This window comes from Wolbachia endosymbiont of Oedothorax gibbosus, assembly GCF_936270435.1.
Lineage (GTDB): Bacteria > Pseudomonadota > Alphaproteobacteria > Rickettsiales > Anaplasmataceae > Wolbachia.
Genome location: NZ_OW370567.1, coordinates 488,964 through 505,792, shown reverse-complemented (window position 1 = coordinate 505,792; position 16,829 = coordinate 488,964). Strand labels below are relative to the sequence as shown.

Here is a 16,829-nt window from a genome sequence, read left to right as displayed (position 1 = left end):
AGAGAGGCTGTTGGAAAAGTGCTTAATAGTAACTCGCTGGCTGCCTACTCTACTTCATGCACAGTTCTGCGACTTACTATTACCCACAAGTATAGAATTCATGAGCAAGTCTCCATCCTTCTGCTAAATCAAAGAGACGTTTCCATCCCTTCCACAAAGCTATAGGGCCTGGTTCTAAGTCATTTTTGCGAGCTAAAAACCCTCCTAACTTGCCCACCCACCTCACAATTTCTCTTATAGGTGGTGGAGTCTCAGGATAGTTTTTTGTCTTAAGCATTTTGGTATATAAAACCTTCCATTCGTCATCAGTCAGTATGACAGTGCAAGAAAGATTCGGATTTGTTCTAGCTACCAATGTGATAAAAAATATTCTCCATGCAATTATACTCATAATTGTAAGAAAGCGGATTAATCTATCTGCTGTTTGGAGCCTACATTCTTCAACTTTAAGACCGGATTTCAAAATTTTATGAAAAACCTCTATTCTCCATCTTAAGCAATACCATTGTATTTTTTCTACTGCTTCTTCAAAATTATTAATATTTATATTTGTCAACAAAACCCAGTTCATAGGCTCTTCGCCAAATGGGGGGTGTTTTTCTATAACATAGACAGCATTTAAACTTAAATTAGGAAGTTTTTGGGTTTTACGTCTAGCATTATTTTTTGATGCATTCATCACAAAGTTACTAAACTTTACTTCTAAAACTGTTGTTCTTTGAGGTTTATCATTGCGAGCAGACTTGTATTTCTCCTTGACAAGACATGCAAATCCCACAACCTTTCACCACCTTTTTCAGAATAAGTCGACTTCTTATTTACTGTTCTGTTTTGATTTCCTCTTACTACAAAAAGAGATTGATTAGTGGAAGCGACTTCAAATAAATCATAAATATCTGCTTCTCTATCGCAAACGGTAACTACCTTAACGTTCTTTAATCCAGGATGGTGAGTAGAATCTTTAAGTGCACCGTATGCTTTCTTCCTCTTCTATGGGAAGAGCAGTATTATGGCTTCTTCTTTTCAACTCCTTTAGGTCTTCAGCTAAGGAAGGTCTAGTACTAATTTTTTGATCTAATAATCCTATAGGTAGCCCTTCTGTTGTAACTGCAAACGTTGTATGCATCACTAATCCATGGGTTTTAAAATTAGTTGTTTTAGATGTTAATCTTGCTGCTATAATCCCTAATCCTTCGGTCTTTTTATGATTTTTATATGAAATATAACTCGTGTCTTGGATAGCTAAGATGGTTGAGTGTTCCTTAGCTCTTTCAACAGTTTTAATTATATGACTGTCTAATATCTTTCTTTCAGAAATGGCATCGTTTTGGAAAAATCTATAAGCTGCTTTACTTTGATGCCAATCTTCACAAGCTTGATTTATTGAACGCTCAGGTGATTCAGCAAAACTATTAACTATTTTTAAAAGCCTCTTACTTAATCTTATATCACCAAAATTAACAATTCCAAATTCACTTTCTGCCCATTCGCCAGTTGAGGTATTTATATTTCTTTCCATCATATATTCCATTTTTAGACCATAGATCTATTTATAATAGAAAGTTGCATTAGTAAAATAGCAGCTTTTTCACCATTTATAGATTTATGGGTAATAGTAAGGTTCTGCGAGAGGCTGGCGGGGAAGGTCCTCTGGTCTACTCTCCTTTGAATGATTCAGAAAACATTCCATTGACATGCTGAACAACAGATACGACACTATGTCGTTTACCGTAAAAACTCATATTTTACACAATCACAGCGAGGAAACACATTCCTCGAACGGATAATTTCATTATACTTAACATGGAAACAAAGGGGCTTTCCAAAATCTCCTATCTATTGTTTCTTAAACCACTCTGCTGAACGGATACTTGAAAAGGGTTTAGCGGAAGTTGTTTGTATAAGCTTTAAAAGAGGTACTATTCATTTGATAATTCAAAAAACTTGAAAGAATAAAGATAGCTATTGAAATTATCTTGATTTACATCAGTTATCCAAGTTTGACATTGAATACTTAGCACTTCCTCTATTAATGCCTTTCTGTAATGTTTATCCAGATGAGACATTATATCATCAAGTAGAAGAAGTGGTGCCTTATTGTAATGAATACACCTTGCTTTTACACTGGATAAAATAATAGAAAGCAGTAATAACTTTTGTTCTCCAGTGGAGCACAGATTTATTGGTACGTTTCTTTTTTGACAAAAAACCCGAAAATTATCGTTATGCACACCAAAGGTTACTCTACCAGTTAATGAGTCTTTTTCTCTGTTTTCCTTTAGACGATTCTGAAAATATTCTGCAGTATCATTCAAAGTTAGCTGGCTGCTGAACTTCAAACTTGCCCGCGGAAAAAACTCACTAGAATGGTTATCAATTATGTCTTGTAATATCTTTAAAACAGATGATCGCATATGTAAAATACTAACTGCATTAACAGCCATTATCTTTTCAAGACTAGAGAGCCAATTTTTGTCCAAGGCGTTCTCTCTCAATAGCTTATTTCGCTCACATTTAGCTTTTCTATATTGCATGTAGCAGCAAATGTAATTTTCTTCAAACAGTGAGACTATACGGTCTAAAAATTTTAATCTGTCACTTGGAGAATTAAGAAGAACATAGTCCATTTGTGGAATCAGCCATATTACGTTGGATATTCTATATAAAGGTAAATAACTTGATTGCGTTTTTCCATCAATTTGTACTAGTTTCTTATCAAAACTCTTTGCGATACCAATTGAATTAAAATCCGTTCCATTAAAAAAATCATAGTGCACTGCCCAATCTTCATTACTGAATCTATTTTGTATCTCACTGGTTTTTGCTTTTTTCATTCCATTGGTTTTAGCAAGCAGGGAGATTGCTTCAAGTATATTAGTTTTACCAATACCATTCTTGCCAGTTATTACAACTGAGCTATCATCTGAATCCAGTTCAAAGTTTGAGTGGCTACGAAAATTATGTAATTTTAGCTTTTTTATGTAGCAATGGGTAGCCATTAACCTATTCTTTAGTTTATATTCTCTTTACTTCTTCCAGAACCTCATCAACATGTCCACTAACTTTTACATTTTTCCAGATCTTCACTACTTTACCTTTTTTATCTATTAAAAAAGTAGTGCGTTCTATTCCCATATACTTTTTGCCAAACATACTTTTCTCTACCCAAACACCATATTTTCCCAACATTTCAGCATTCTCATCAGAAACTAAAGAAAACGGCAGAGAATATTTTGCTTTGAAGTTAGCATGGCGCTTAACACTATCTTTTGATACACCAATTATCACTGTGTCAAGGGAAGAAAAATCATCTATTTTATCTCTAAAACCTTTTGCCTCCATCCTGCAACCCGGAGTGTCGTCTTTAGGATAAAAATAAAGAACTATATTTTTTTTATCAAAGAATTCACTCAATGATAAATTTTCACCAGAATCTGTTGGTAAGCTAAAATCAGGTGCATTATTTCCTACTGCTAATTCCATACCTTGCTCCATTAATAACATTTTTATGGTATTATAGTAGTATGGTGCATTATTTCCTACTGCTAATTCCATACCTCGCTCCACTAATACCACTTCTGTGGTATTATAGTAGTATGGTACATTATTTCCTACTACTAACTCCATACCTTACTCTAACTATAATATACTTCTATCTATAGTAGTATATTATAGTTAGAGTATCAAATTTTATATATAGCTAACACAGATAAGATTCTCGATGAAGGGCTTATTGATAAATTTCTGCTTACCTTCTCGGCTTGCTACTTTTGATAAAGTGTGGTTTTCAAGACCATATCAAATAGATCCTATTAAAAATCAATCAAATCTTCACATGTTTGCTCTTCATAAAAGAAGTTTAACGTTATCGTAGTACCAAGTTTTGCTTCACTTTTAATGTCGAAAGTTCCACCCATTAACTCTACTAATTTCTTGCTTAGCGGTAATCCGATGCCCGTACCTTCATTTCTATACCCCGAATCTGCTTGGCCAAAAACAGACATAACTTTATATATGTCCTGCTGCATTATTCCTATTCCATTGTCATGAAACTCAATAGTTAATAAGTTTTTTTCTATATTTTCTTTTATCACCATTCTTATTAAACCATCTTTGGGAGTAAACTTGATTGAGTTTGATAATAAATTTATTATAACTTGTTTCATTCTCTTAGGATCTGCAATGACCAATAATTGTTTATTAGTCATCTCTTTTTTTAAATTAATCCCGGCTTCTTTTAATTTAGGTAATAGCATATTTACGCATGAATCTATTATTTTGTTCAGGTTAAACTTCACTTTTTCTACTGTTAAACTGCTTGATTCAGCTTTAGAAAAATCGAGCACATCGTTAATTAAGGTAAGTAAGTGTGTCCCTGCATTATATATATCGTCTGCATACTCCTTGTATTGAGAGTTGTCCATTGAACCTAAAGTTTCATTTTTGATCAACTCCGCAAATCCAATAATAGCATTAAGAGGTGTGCGTAATTCATGTGTAACGCTTGCAAAAAATTTTAGCTTATTTGCATTTTCTTGCTCTAATGCCTCTTTTATCTGCTGTAATTCAATGTTAGTTTTATGTTGCTTGGCTAGCATTTGGGTATTAGAAAAGTGCAAATAGAACATTATTAATGTTAAAATTATTAATAATAAGCCCAAAAATGTTAAAAACAGGCCATATGCTATAACATAAGAATTATTGTAGTTTCGAAGAATCTTCAAAAAAAATGACGGTTTAGCGCTATTTTCATGAAATACAGGGAAAATAGAAGTTAACGTATTTGCTGTAGTATAAAATATTTCTTGGTTATTTAGTAGTTTGTCAATTTCATCATTTGTAAGTAACTGTTCATAATCATGATCTTGAGTGTTAAAGTTACTGAATATCATTCTGCCGTTTTGATCATACAGCATTAAGCTGAAATCCTTTACTTCGCTAACTGATTGTAATAATTCAGCACGCAGTTTTACCAATTGGTTTATATAATCAAAACTTTTGTATTTAATGTGATGCTTTTCTATTAGTAAATAATGGTATTTTTTTATTATGCCATTTTCCAGTATACTTTTTAAGTTTACACTTGAATCACGGTAAGAAGAAAGGAAATTACTCCTTAGTAAATAATTACAATATATCACACTGAATAAAATCATAAAGATTGATGAGAGTAATACAATAACTTTTGTGTATTTGTTTTTCTCCAGTGCAGAAAACATTAGCTTATACATATCCTTCTTATTGTGAAACAACGGTTTTTATGTTATTAATAATAAAATTTAGCATATAATATTTTATGACAATTTCTCCTATTTTGCCAGTTTATTCTCCTGTTAACATAAATTTTTCTTATGGTAAAGGTATTTACTTGTATGATATTGACGGTAAGCGCTACATAGATTTTCACTCTGGAATAGCTGTTAGTAGCTTAGGTCACGCCAATTCGCGATTAATTAGTGCTCTAAAATTGCAAGGAGAAAAACTATGGCATATATCAAATACCTATAATATACCTGCTGCCAATAATTTTGCAGAGAAATTAATAAACAACAGTTTCGCTGACACTATATTTTTCTCAAATTCTGGATCAGAGGCAGTAGAATGTGGGCTTAAGATTGCTAGGATCTATCAAAACGGAAAAGGCAATAAAACCCGTCACAGAATTTTAACATTCCATGGTGCATTTCATGGAAGAACCTTCCTAACTTGTGCTGCAAACGATAAACAGAAATTTTCTGAATTACTGAGTCCCTGTATTGATTGGTGTGATAATATCGAGCCCAATATTGAGAGTGTAAAGAAAGCAATTTCAAGTGGTATAGGCGTTATATTAATAGAACCAATACAAGGGCAAGGTGGCATCAAAGCAATGGATGAAGCCTTTATGAAAGAACTAAGAAAGCTGTGTGATGAAAATGACATATTGTTATTTTTTGATTGCATACAATGCGGTGCTGGTAGAACAGGAAAATTATTCGCATACGAACATATAGGAGTGGAACCTGATATATGTGCTCTTGCAAAGGGAATAGGTGGCGGGTTTCCGCTAGGGGCTTGTCTTGCGACTGAAAGGGCTGCTAAGTATATGGCGGTCGGTATGCACGGTTCCACTTTTGGTGGCAATCCGCTTGCAACTTCAATAGGCAATGTTGTGCTTGAAGAATTGCTAAGTCCTGGCTTTTTGAAAAATGTTGAAATTAGAGGTAAGTATTTAAAACATAAATTAGAAGACCTGGCAAGTAAGTTTTCAATGATAGAAGAAGTAAGAGGAAAGGGGTTAATGCTTGGAATAAAAGTGAAAGCAGACAATCAAAAGTTTGCAGAAGAATTAAGTTACCGCGGCTTGCTGACTGTTGGGGTAACATCAGATAACGTTGTGAGAATTCTACCTCCACTAATTATCACTGAAAAAGAGATTGATGAAGGAATTGAGATTCTTAGACAATACTTATCTGAGAAATCTTCTAGTTCAAGACTAAACCTTCCTGCTCACTAGTTGTTGGCTGTACTAAAACTGCGGACAAATCAGTAGCTACAATTTTATCAGCTACTTCATTCATGCATTTTACCTTATCCTGCTCCCTTATCAGTGTAAGCTCATTTATATCACTTAGTGAGTCAAACTTTGTTGCATCCTCAAATATAAATGATTGTAAGATGCTTGTCGGAGTATAGAAAAAAGCGTTACTAACAAGCGACAATGTTATGTCTAATAAATCCTGTACTAAACCGTTTCTAAAAACGCATTTTGACAATTCCCCTAACAGGATTGGTATTCCAAAAAGAAAAAATGTCCCTTTCACTAAATAGGTCGTTACTCCACATAATAATGCACCACACAAAAGTACTAGTGGTCCAAATGCTATGAAACCGCAAAGTGATGGCAATAGCATAGTATGGCCTAATGATATTTCATATATAAGCTTCGCTGAAACTATAAGTCCGATGAATAGCATAGCTGTACCCAAGCCCATCCTTTGTCTAGAACGTTCTGTCAAGTTGTTGCAATACAATTCAGAAAAGTTATTGTTAACTTTTACTTCAAAAATATTATGGTTAGTTTTTAATTTAGGTCTTAAACCAAAATTTTCTCTAGGCTTTTCTCTCGACACATTGTCCTGCTCTGAAATTACTTCATGACGCCATTTATGGCAACTTACAATTTCATCAATTACCATACTAATTTGATCATTGATCTTATATAAATTGCTCGTTTCATATGAGTCTCTTTGATAATACTTTTCTCTAAAGTCCGCGCAGTTTAAATTCTTTAAATCGTACAAAAAGTCTTTAATTTCTTGTGCCATTTTATCAGCATCATCTCTGCAACCTACTGCTTTCAAAATTGTTGCTAAATGTTTATTTTCAATGCGAGAAATCGTTTTATCTAATGCATATATATATTGTTTAGATTGAAAGTATGAGATGATTTTTTCTTTACACCTATCTCTATTGTTTTTGTACAAACTATTTTGTGTAAAACTATCATCATTTTCTCCGGCAATTTTTAATACATGGCTTAACATATTTTGAGCCTTCACACTACTTTCAAAGTAGCAGTTTCTGATTATGTGCACATATGCCTTTGCATTATCATCTTCAGACTTACCTACATTATACGCTTTGGCTAAAAAGACTAAATAGTCAAATCCTGCCCATAGATAATACATGGACTTTACAATAGCACTTCCCACAGAAAATAGAACTGAGCGTGTGTAAGATAATTTACCGTTGTTTTTAATTCTGTCTTCATATGAACAAAGATATTTTTCTGCGCTTTTTAAAATCTTACGTAAATCTTCTTCTGTCTTTCCTACGTCAAAATCATTTATATCATGTACTTTTTCATACACCTCTTTCATCGAATCATCTGAAAATTTTTTCAAAGCTGCGTCATCGATATTTCCTAGTGCATCCATGTTTTCGCTAATATAGATCTCTATTTTTTCTCCAAGCTCTATTCCCATTCTATTTTTTACCAGCTTATTGTATCTATCAGTAGCTGGAAACAAAATTTTCCGACAAAAACCCCGTGGTTCGTTCTTTAAATTTGCTAAAACCTTGTCCACAAATAGCTCAATTTTTTCACCTCCAGCAGCAAAAAACCAAGGTTGCCTGTTAGGATTGCGTTCTCTATTTCTTCCCAAATTCTGCAAAGCTTCTGCTGGATTGTTGAACTGACTAGTTGAATCTGTAAATATTGATGCAACGTGATTATACTCGCTATCAAACCCACGACCTTTTGACTCGTCTATAATTGTTATCAACGCATATTTAGCCAATGTACTTAAATCACCTTGGTTATAATTACAATAGTCAACTTCATATTCACCTTCGTCATTACGTGTTATTTTAAAAAAAGGTTTATCTTGTCCAATACCAAGATCATTTTTTCCAAGTCCTGCAAAAATACATTTGTTTGTTTTACAGAAATCGCTGAGGCCATGTAGTACACCTTCTTCCTTTTCTACAAGATCATGCAGCTCTTTACTTAAGTGCCAATTGTCTACTATTAATCTACTTTGATCATTGTTGCTTGTCAGTGCACTAATAACTGTATTTACCTGTGGTAAAAGCTTATCCATAGCGAATTGCTCACTAAAACCTTTTTCCTTTAAGAAATCTATAATGTTGTCATCATTAGCAGTACTAACCTTATCTTTAACACCTTCTATTAATCCACCTAAATCTTCTCTTCTTTGTTTATCCAAAGCGGTGTTATCGCATCTCATTAAATACGAAAGTGTAAGATCGATCATTGAATGCATTACTCTGTATTCTAGATACTTAGCAGTATCGCTAAAATCTACCTTGTCTTTCAATTCAGATATCTGTTCTTCCGTTAGACCGGGGTGTTGCTTTTTAACACAGTTTATAAAGTTTGATTGACGTAATTTGAGTCTGTAATCTTGGTACGACATTCCTTCAGGCTGAAATTTATTATAAACTTCATAACGCGTACCATCTTCATATACCAAATTATTCTCACCTTGCAATGCAAAGCTAAGGTTAATTATGCTATTCACATCATCAACTAGAATAAGAGCATTTTCCCCAACCGGACTTTGTATGTTCCATCTTACAGAAGTTAATAAATCATCGGTATCGACAAGTTTATTGTAATTAAAAACTTCTTCACTCTCTTCAACGTATTCATGAGCTGGACTGGATTTTTCCCTAGTAGATAAGCTGCGCACATTGGCAAGAAGTCTATTAAGTAGCGTTTTTGGTTCTACCCCTGTTATTTTGGTTAACACCCACCAAATTGGCAGCATTACTATAGAGAGTATAACGAAAGAAATTGTATAGTATAGATTATTAATTAAAGCGGAATATAACCAATAATCTGAAGTTAGACCAATTATTGCAGCAACATTACTATTTATAATAGGGAATAATGTAATTAAAGGTATTATGGTAGCAGCAACATTCACCACGAGTGCTCGATTGAATTTTTCTCTTTCATTAGTTTTTGCAATAACACTTACTGTTTTGATAGTGTTTGAAATGCAGCGTCTACTTGATCTAGTAGGGCTAATAACTTTTCCACATCTATTTAGGATCCTTTTCTTTGGTGTTGCAGTTAGGTAAGTCGTAGGATATTTCGCATCAAGTTTGCACATATTTTCAAAGGCCTGCTGCTTGTTAATGCTATCTGCTTCATCAACACTAACCCACAATTTAGGCTTTTCACCGTTTTGCTCTTCAAATTTTCGATCATTCTCTTGCTGTAAAAGCAGATCATGTGTTACTATAATTGTTGTAGGATTAGTGACTTTCAGCGCATCTTTAATTTCTTGCACAGTTTTAGGTGTTTCAATCTTTACAGTAAATGCACCATCTATCATTCCCTTAGCTTGTTCAACTAACTTGCCATTTGGCACTGCAACTAAATGGTGATATCCTGCTTGAGCTAGCACATGACTCCACAATCCAATATCATAAGTCTTGCCAAACCCAGTTTCTGCATCAATCATAGTATTACAGCTAGTGATGGAAGAACTTTCTAGATGCTTTAGCATCTCTTCAACAACAGGTTTACGACTTTTTACTCTTATATGTTCTTTGCCATCGGAGAGAATTATATGTTCACCTTGTAGCTTATTATCAACTTCCTTTAAGTGAGGGATAAGCTCTTTTGCTTGATTAATAATACATTGATTCATGTTTTCGCACTATTAATGCATTTCATAATACATTATATTAATAGAATTACAACAAATATTTTTAGGTATTTTATGCCTTATAGACAAAAAAGTCAGCATTAGTTATCATCTTAATATGAACGACAATCTGGTATGCCTCGGAATTATTACCTCTCCCCACGGAATTAAGGGGGCTGTTAAAGTAAAAACCTTTACTGAAAAGCCCGAAAATATCTCCTTATATGGTGAGCTAATAAATGGTGATGAGAATTATAAAATAGACTCAGTATCTGTCATAGGTGATAATTTAGTAATAGCTACAATAAGCGGAGTAAATTCCCGTAATGAAGCAGAGCTTTTAAGGAATAAGAAGCTATATATAGAAAGAAGCAAGTTACCAGAGCTAAATGATGAGGATGAATTTTATCAAAGTGACCTTGTAGATATGGAAGTAAGGCTGGAAAGTAATGAACTATATGGCCATGTAAAATCTGTGTATAATTTTGGCTCAGGGGATATATTAGAAATTTTAGTTATCAGCACAAAAAAACGCATTATGCTATCTTTCACTAAAGAGATATTTCCACGTATAAATATAAAGGGGAGGTATATAGTATTAAATATGCCAGAATTTATTGACTAATAAAGACTTTGATATTTATATAAAGCTACTTATAATTGTAAGATCAAACTGAAAATGTAATTATGGCAGAAAGAGCTAACGATATCAGACCAGGTCAGGTGTTGGAACATAACGGCGGATTATTTTTGGTTGTAGGTATTATGCATACTCAACCTGGTAAAGGTGGTGCATACATACAAGCCGAAATGAAAAACATCAAAACCGGAGCAAAACACTATGAAAGATTTCGTTCTGATGCAACAATCAGAAGGGCAATTTTAGATGAAGAGGAGTATGTTTACCTTTTCACTGAAGGAAACATTGTAAATCTTATGCATCCAAGTAATTACGAGCAAATCACTATAAATTTGGACCTGCTGGGAGAAAAAAAGATTTATTTACAGGATAGCATGAAAATTAAAGTTATAGCTTATCAAGATAAAATAATTTCTGCGCATGTGCCTGATTATGTTACACTTGCTGTGAGAGAAACAGAGTCTGTTATTAAAGGACAAACTGCTACTGCTTCTTATAAGCCTGCAATTTTGGAAAACGGAATGCGCGTTAATGTTCCCCAATTTATCAAAGAAGAAGATAAAATTGTAGTATATACTCCCGATGACAGTTATTATGAAAGGGTGAAAGAATAAAAGGAAAGGATGTCCATTTCATCGCCGCGAATTAATGTGATGCTTGATTCTGTACGTAATGCTTCCAGGCAGCTTATGCGCGATTTTAATGAATTGCAAATTTCTAATGTTAAATCAGCGGACTTTATCAATAAAACTTATTCAAAATCCAAGCAAACCATATACGATTGCTTGCACGATTACAAACAAGACTATGGGTTTATTTTCGAGGACGATACTGATCAAGAAATAAAAGACAACGGTTACACTTGGTTCATTACACCTATAGAGAGCAGAGGAAATTTTTCTAGTTGCATGGTTTATTTTGCAATATCAGTCTGTCTCATTCATAAAAATAAAGTTGTGGCAGCTGTAATTGATGCTCCGGCTCTTAGAGAAACTTTTTGGGCAGAAGAAAAAAAAGGGGCTTTTCTTGAAGATTTTAGATCTCGTCATATAAAAATGCGGGTGAAAAACCGTGAAGGGGGTCTAATAGATGTAAGTGGTAATTTGTTAAATAAATTGCTGCCTGGCAATAGTAGTGTACGCTCCATCGGTTCAACAATTTTAGGCTTTGCATACCTTGCAGCAGGAAGGCACAGAGGAATAGTTTATTCTGGAGTTAACAAATATAAAGCCTTGCTCGGTAGACTTTTTCTGCAAGAAAGCGGTGGAAGGCTAACGGAGGATAACGGATTGATTATTGCTGGCGATATTATAAACTAAAATAAATGTAATAGTTTAGACTTGATCTGACAGATTTTTCTGTCCTGTGCTACACACTACTTGCAAAAATACGCTACACTTTTTGCTGAATTTTGTTGTTTAATGGAAAAGCCTGCAGACGGAGATAAATTTTGAGCTCTCTAAATACCTCTACCATTATTATAATAATGGTTTTGAGTATGCGGAAGTAATTTTTTTCGCTAGAATAAAAAAATCCTTTTCTTGTAGACCTAAATCATAACATTTATATGATTTTCCGTAATAGTTGAAAAAATTAGTAGAAAGTTGTTGTAAATTTATGTATTTTGGGGCTGTAATAGTCAAGGGTATATGACGTATGGACGATTTCATCAGAGTTAAGGGTGCAAGAGAACATAATCTGCAGGGTATAGATGTCAATATACCAAAAAATAAGCTAGTTGTTATAACTGGGCTTAGTGGTTCTGGTAAATCTAGTCTCGCATTTGATACGATTTATGCAGAAGGCCAACGCCGATACGTTGAAAGCCTATCAGCTTACGCGCGTCAATTTCTCAACATTCAGGATAAACCAGATGTTGAGTCGATTACAGGTCTTTCCCCTGCAATATCTATCAACCAGAAATCGATCTCAAAAAATCCAAGGTCAACAGTTGGAACTGTTACCGAAATTTACGATTACTTGCGCTTAGTATATGCACGAATAGGGGTTCCTTATTCACCTGCAACTGGATTACCGATAACAAAGCAAACTGTATCTCAAATTGTAGATACTATAATTGCGTTACCTTTAGAAACTAAAATATATATACTTGCCCCTGTTGTGCGTGGTAGAAAGGGAGAACATCTCAAAGAGATATTGGAAATTAAAAGACAAGGTTACATAAGGTTCAAAATAGATGGTGAAGTGTACAATGTAGATAACTTGCCTAAACTCGATAAGAACAAGAAACACGACATTTTTGTGGTTGCAGATAGAATATCAACATTGGGCGATATAGGAAATCGACTGCCAAGTAGTATAGAATCCGCACTAAAACTTGGTAATGGTCTAATGTATGTAGAAGTAGTAAACCTACCTGACAACCATAATTCTGAGTATAAAAATGGTCAAATTCTGACTTTTTCAGAGAATTTTGCATGCCCCGAGTCTGGTTTCACTCTTGAGGAAATAGAACCAAGATTATTTTCTTTTAACAGCCCTTACGGTGCATGTGGTGCGTGTAATGGGCTTGGTAAAAAGCTGGCTGTTGATGTAAAGCTGATAGTGCCAGATGAAACACTTTCAATATCTGAAGGTGCTTTAAAGCCAGTAGGACAGACAGCACGCCAAACGCACACAAGTTATGGATTTCTAAAAAATGCAATTCTATCACTGGCTGAAAATTACAAATTTAGCCTTGATATTCCGTGGAAGAACATAGGTCAAGAAGTAAAAGATATGATACTCTTTGGCTCTAATAAATTTCAAGGTTTGACCAGTATCTTGGAGAACCAGATGGATTATGATGAAACGCTTGTTGAGCGATACTGCTCTGTCACTCACTGCAGAGAATGCACTGGCTATAGATTGAGAAAAGAAGCACTTACAGTGAAAATTGATAGCAGACATATAGGTGAAATATCTAGGCTCAGCATCGATGAATCCCTTAAGTGGTTTGAAAATTTGCCAGACAAGCTCACAGAACAACAGAAGCAAATCTCAAGTAAAATATTAAATGAAATAATCAAGAGGCTAGCATTTTTAAAGAATGTAGGGTTGAATTACCTAACGCTCGATCGAGAATCTAGCACTCTCTCTGGCGGTGAGAGTCAGAGGATCAGACTTGCTTCGCAAATTGGCTCTGGTTTAACAGGAGTGCTGTATGTGCTTGATGAACCCTCGATAGGCCTTCATCAATGCGATAATGATCGGTTAATTGCTACACTGAAAGACTTGAGAGACATGGGTAACACTGTAATCGTTGTTGAGCATGATGAAGATACAATAATGGCTGCTGATTATGCGATTGATATTGGTCCTGGAGCTGGCGTAAATGGTGGAAAAGTTGTTGCAGAAGGAACACCAGACCAGGTGCAAAGAAATTCAGGGAGCATAACAGGACAATATTTGAGTGGAGAGAAAAAAATTTTAATTCCAAGGAGAAGAAAGCAAGCAACTCAGTTCATAAAAGTAATAAATGCATGTGAAAATAACTTAAAAAATGTAAACGTTAAATTTCCTATAGGGAATCTTATTTGTGTTACTGGAATATCAGGAGGGGGGAAATCAAGTTTAGTCATAGAAACGTTATATAAATATTCAGCACATAAGATACATCATTCGTCTGCACGGTATGGTCGGTGTGATAGAATAGAAGGCCTTGAATATATAGATAAAGTTATAGAAGTTGATCAGTCGCCAATTGGTAGAACCCCTGCGTCAAATCCAGCAACATATGTCGGTATGTTTACTCATATAAGAAATTGGTTTGCAGGTCTTTCGGAGTCAAAAGCAAGGGGATATAATATAGGTCGGTTTTCATTTAATACCAGAGGGGGAAGGTGTGAGGCTTGTAAAGGCGATGGGCACTTAAAGATAGAGATGCATTTTCTACCAGATGTTTATGTGAAGTGTGAGCAGTGTAAAGGGCGAAGGTATAATCGTGAAACATTGGAAGTTACTTATAAAGGAAAATCAATCTCTGATGTGCTTGATATGACGATAGATCAGGCTTGTGATTTTTTTGAAAACCTTCCAATGGTAAAAGAAAAGTTGGTTTCTTTGCAGGAAGTGGGGCTTGGCTATATAAAACTCGGACAGTCGTCAACAACGTTGTCTGGGGGTGAAGCACAACGAATAAAGCTGTCCAAAGAGCTATCAAAACGATTTACCGGAAGAACATTGTATATTCTTGATGAGCCAACAACTGGATTACACTTTGAAGATATAAATAACTTACTAAAAATACTCCATAGATTAGTCGATCTGGGAAACACTGTTATAGTTATTGAGCACAATTTGCACGTTATAAAAACTGCAGATTATATAATAGACATCGGACCAGAAGGCGGAATAAAAGGCGGAGAAGTGATTGCTACTGGAACTCCAGAAGAAGTGGCAAAAATTCCAGAGAGTGTTACAGGCAGGTATCTTAAAACGTATTTATTATAAACTATTTCTTAATTATATTAGGCTAGGTTGCATATTTATGATTTGGAGATAAGAATGTCAGTATATCTATACTTTAGAAGGTACGTTGAATATGGAGTTGTACCTGCTAAGAGAGCAGAAGATTGCACACTAGTTCCAGAAAATAGTTTCTATAAGTCTGTACATTATGTTGATAATATATTAGGCCCTGTGAAAGATGTAATTTGTGGAGTTGAGAGTAAAGGCGATTATAATGATCAATATATAAAAAATTGTGAGTATGTAGGTTACAGAGCAGAGGAAGTGTTTCCACTTTGTGAACGGGGTGCTTTTCTAGCAGCTAGCATAATATTGCAACCTTTATTTTTGATGGTGGCATATTTGTCATACTTTCCAGCCAAGTTATTGTCAAAAATAACAGGGGACTATTATTTAAAAGCAAGTACAAAGTCGTTAGTTGATTATTCAAACATGTTTTTAGAAATGGGACAAGATTGTGCTGATACAGTATCTAGAGTATTTAACAAGATTGTAAGTTATGCTTGCGCTGCTATCATTTGGGCTGCTGCGTCAATGATAACGCCACTTGTGTGGGCTTGCAACAAAGTGCAAAGTAAGTTAAGTGAAATACAGGAGCCAGAAAAATATCATCGTTTATCTCATTGGAGTGATTCGGAGACTACTTTAGTCAATGGTATACCGCAAACTGAGTTATAAGTTCTGCTTTTTCAGCAGTTTGAATTATATTGAGATGAAATAAAAAGTGAAAGCACAAGTTACTTTAGCTATACTATATAAATTTTATAATATATTTAATGAGTTGTGAACCTTCTCTTACTAAAAAAAGCTACAAATCTCATATTTCCAAGCGTATGCGTAAGTTGCGAATGTATCATCGATGAAAATCTTAATCTGTGTAGTGAATGCAACAAAAAAATCAATTTTCTAACTAAGCATTACTGCAATGTTTGTGGCGTAGTAATCTCAGACAATATTCATACGTGTGGTAAGTGCATCATCAATCCTCCACCGTTTAAAGTATTAAGATCAGTTTTTGCTTATGATCAACATAGTAAAAACATGATTATAAATTTCAAATTTTTTGATAATTTGAATTACGTAAAAATCTATGCAAAGTGGATACACCAAGCTAATCAGGATACGTTTCAGAACGCAGAGGTCATAATTCCTATACCGTTACATAAAATGCGCTTATTCAAGCGTAAATATAATCAAGCAGCATTGCTTGCAAAAGAATTGAGTAAGTTATCCAATTTATTTTATACACCATTTGCAATAAAACGTCTTCGCCATACTGCGCCTCAAGCTGGTCTTTCACTTAAACAGCGTGAAAAAAATTTAAAGAAGGCTTTTAAAATAAGCAACAAAGAAATTATCGAAAATAAAATCGTGATATTAGTTGATGATGTGGTAACAACTGGAGCAACTGTAAGATCTTGCTCTCAAGAAATTTTAAACTCCGGTGCAAGAGAAGTGAGAGTGCTATCACTTGCAAGAACGGTGAATGATTGTGAAACTATTACGTAAAAATCTTGACTTGTTTTTGTTTTATCTATAAAATAATTTATAGTAAA

General features: G+C 34.4%; 11 protein-coding genes and 2 pseudogenes. 8 read left to right on the top strand and 5 right to left on the bottom strand.

The window, feature by feature from the left end:
* Nucleotides 1-79 precede the first annotated feature (79 nt).
* A pseudogene (locus tag NBW39_RS02535) lies at nt 80-1,522 on the bottom strand (IS4 family transposase).
* Nucleotides 1,523-1,665: 143 nt separating this feature from the next.
* Here NBW39_RS02535 and NBW39_RS08885 point away from each other — a divergent pair.
* Nucleotides 1,666-1,850, top strand: a pseudogene (locus NBW39_RS08885) (IS66 family transposase); the annotation flags it as partial.
* Nucleotides 1,851-1,919: 69 nt separating this feature from the next.
* On the opposite strand, the gene recF reads toward NBW39_RS08885, so the two are convergent.
* The 3 genes from recF to NBW39_RS02520 form a co-directional block, all read right to left on the bottom strand.
* Nucleotides 1,920-2,999 (bottom strand): DNA replication/repair protein RecF, encoded by a 1,080-nt coding sequence (gene recF, locus NBW39_RS02530; protein ID WP_250295524.1) that lies wholly within the window; start codon nt 2,997-2,999, stop codon nt 1,920-1,922.
* A gap of 16 nt (nt 3,000-3,015) precedes the next feature.
* Nucleotides 3,016-3,483, bottom strand: coding sequence for a thioredoxin-dependent thiol peroxidase (bcp, locus tag NBW39_RS02525; RefSeq protein ID WP_250295738.1), 468 nt, complete (start codon nt 3,481-3,483; stop codon nt 3,016-3,018).
* A 329-nt stretch (nt 3,484-3,812) separates the two neighbouring features.
* Nucleotides 3,813-5,219 carry a sensor histidine kinase gene (locus NBW39_RS02520; protein ID WP_370273699.1) on the bottom strand — a complete coding sequence of 469 codons (1,407 nt, stop codon included), beginning with the start codon at nt 5,217-5,219 and terminating at the stop codon, nt 3,813-3,815.
* 77 nt (nt 5,220-5,296) lie between these two features.
* On the opposite strand from NBW39_RS02520, the gene NBW39_RS02515 reads away from it, so the two are divergent.
* The gene (locus NBW39_RS02515; protein ID WP_250295522.1) at nt 5,297-6,496 is read left to right on the top strand and encodes an aspartate aminotransferase family protein; all 1,200 of its coding nucleotides are present in this window, start codon (nt 5,297-5,299) and stop codon (nt 6,494-6,496) included.
* On the opposite strand, the gene NBW39_RS02510 is transcribed toward NBW39_RS02515, so the two are convergent.
* Nucleotides 6,465-10,166 carry a DEAD/DEAH box helicase family protein gene (locus NBW39_RS02510; RefSeq protein ID WP_250295521.1) on the bottom strand — a complete coding sequence of 1,234 codons (3,702 nt, stop codon included), beginning with the start codon at nt 10,164-10,166 and terminating at the stop codon, nt 6,465-6,467. The two genes, NBW39_RS02515 and NBW39_RS02510, sit on opposite strands and share 32 nt — an antisense overlap.
* A 115-nt stretch (nt 10,167-10,281) precedes the next feature.
* On the opposite strand from NBW39_RS02510, the gene rimM reads away from it, so the two are divergent.
* From rimM to NBW39_RS02480, 6 genes are all read left to right on the top strand, one after another.
* Nucleotides 10,282-10,788, top strand: coding sequence for a ribosome maturation factor RimM (rimM, locus tag NBW39_RS02505; RefSeq protein ID WP_250295520.1), 507 nt, complete (start codon nt 10,282-10,284; stop codon nt 10,786-10,788).
* 62 nt (nt 10,789-10,850) lie between these two features.
* On the top strand, nt 10,851-11,417 hold the full coding sequence (efp, locus tag NBW39_RS02500; protein WP_250295519.1) for an elongation factor P: 567 nt from the start codon (nt 10,851-10,853) through the stop codon (nt 11,415-11,417).
* A 9-nt stretch (nt 11,418-11,426) separates the two neighbouring features.
* Complete coding sequence (locus NBW39_RS02495) at nt 11,427-12,122, top strand: inositol monophosphatase family protein (RefSeq protein WP_250295518.1); 696 nt, start codon at nt 11,427-11,429, stop codon at nt 12,120-12,122.
* Nucleotides 12,123-12,459: 337 nt separating this feature from the next.
* Nucleotides 12,460-15,255 carry an excinuclease ABC subunit UvrA gene (gene uvrA, locus NBW39_RS02490; RefSeq protein WP_250295517.1) on the top strand — a complete coding sequence of 932 codons (2,796 nt, stop codon included), beginning with the start codon at nt 12,460-12,462 and terminating at the stop codon, nt 15,253-15,255.
* A 54-nt stretch (nt 15,256-15,309) separates the two neighbouring features.
* A complete protein-coding gene (locus tag NBW39_RS02485; RefSeq protein ID WP_250295516.1) occupies nt 15,310-15,951 on the top strand; it encodes a hypothetical protein in 642 nt (213 codons plus the stop codon).
* 105 nt (nt 15,952-16,056) lie between these two features.
* A complete protein-coding gene (locus NBW39_RS02480; RefSeq protein ID WP_250295515.1) occupies nt 16,057-16,782 on the top strand; it encodes a ComF family protein in 726 nt (241 codons plus the stop codon).
* Nucleotides 16,783-16,829 lie beyond the last annotated feature (47 nt).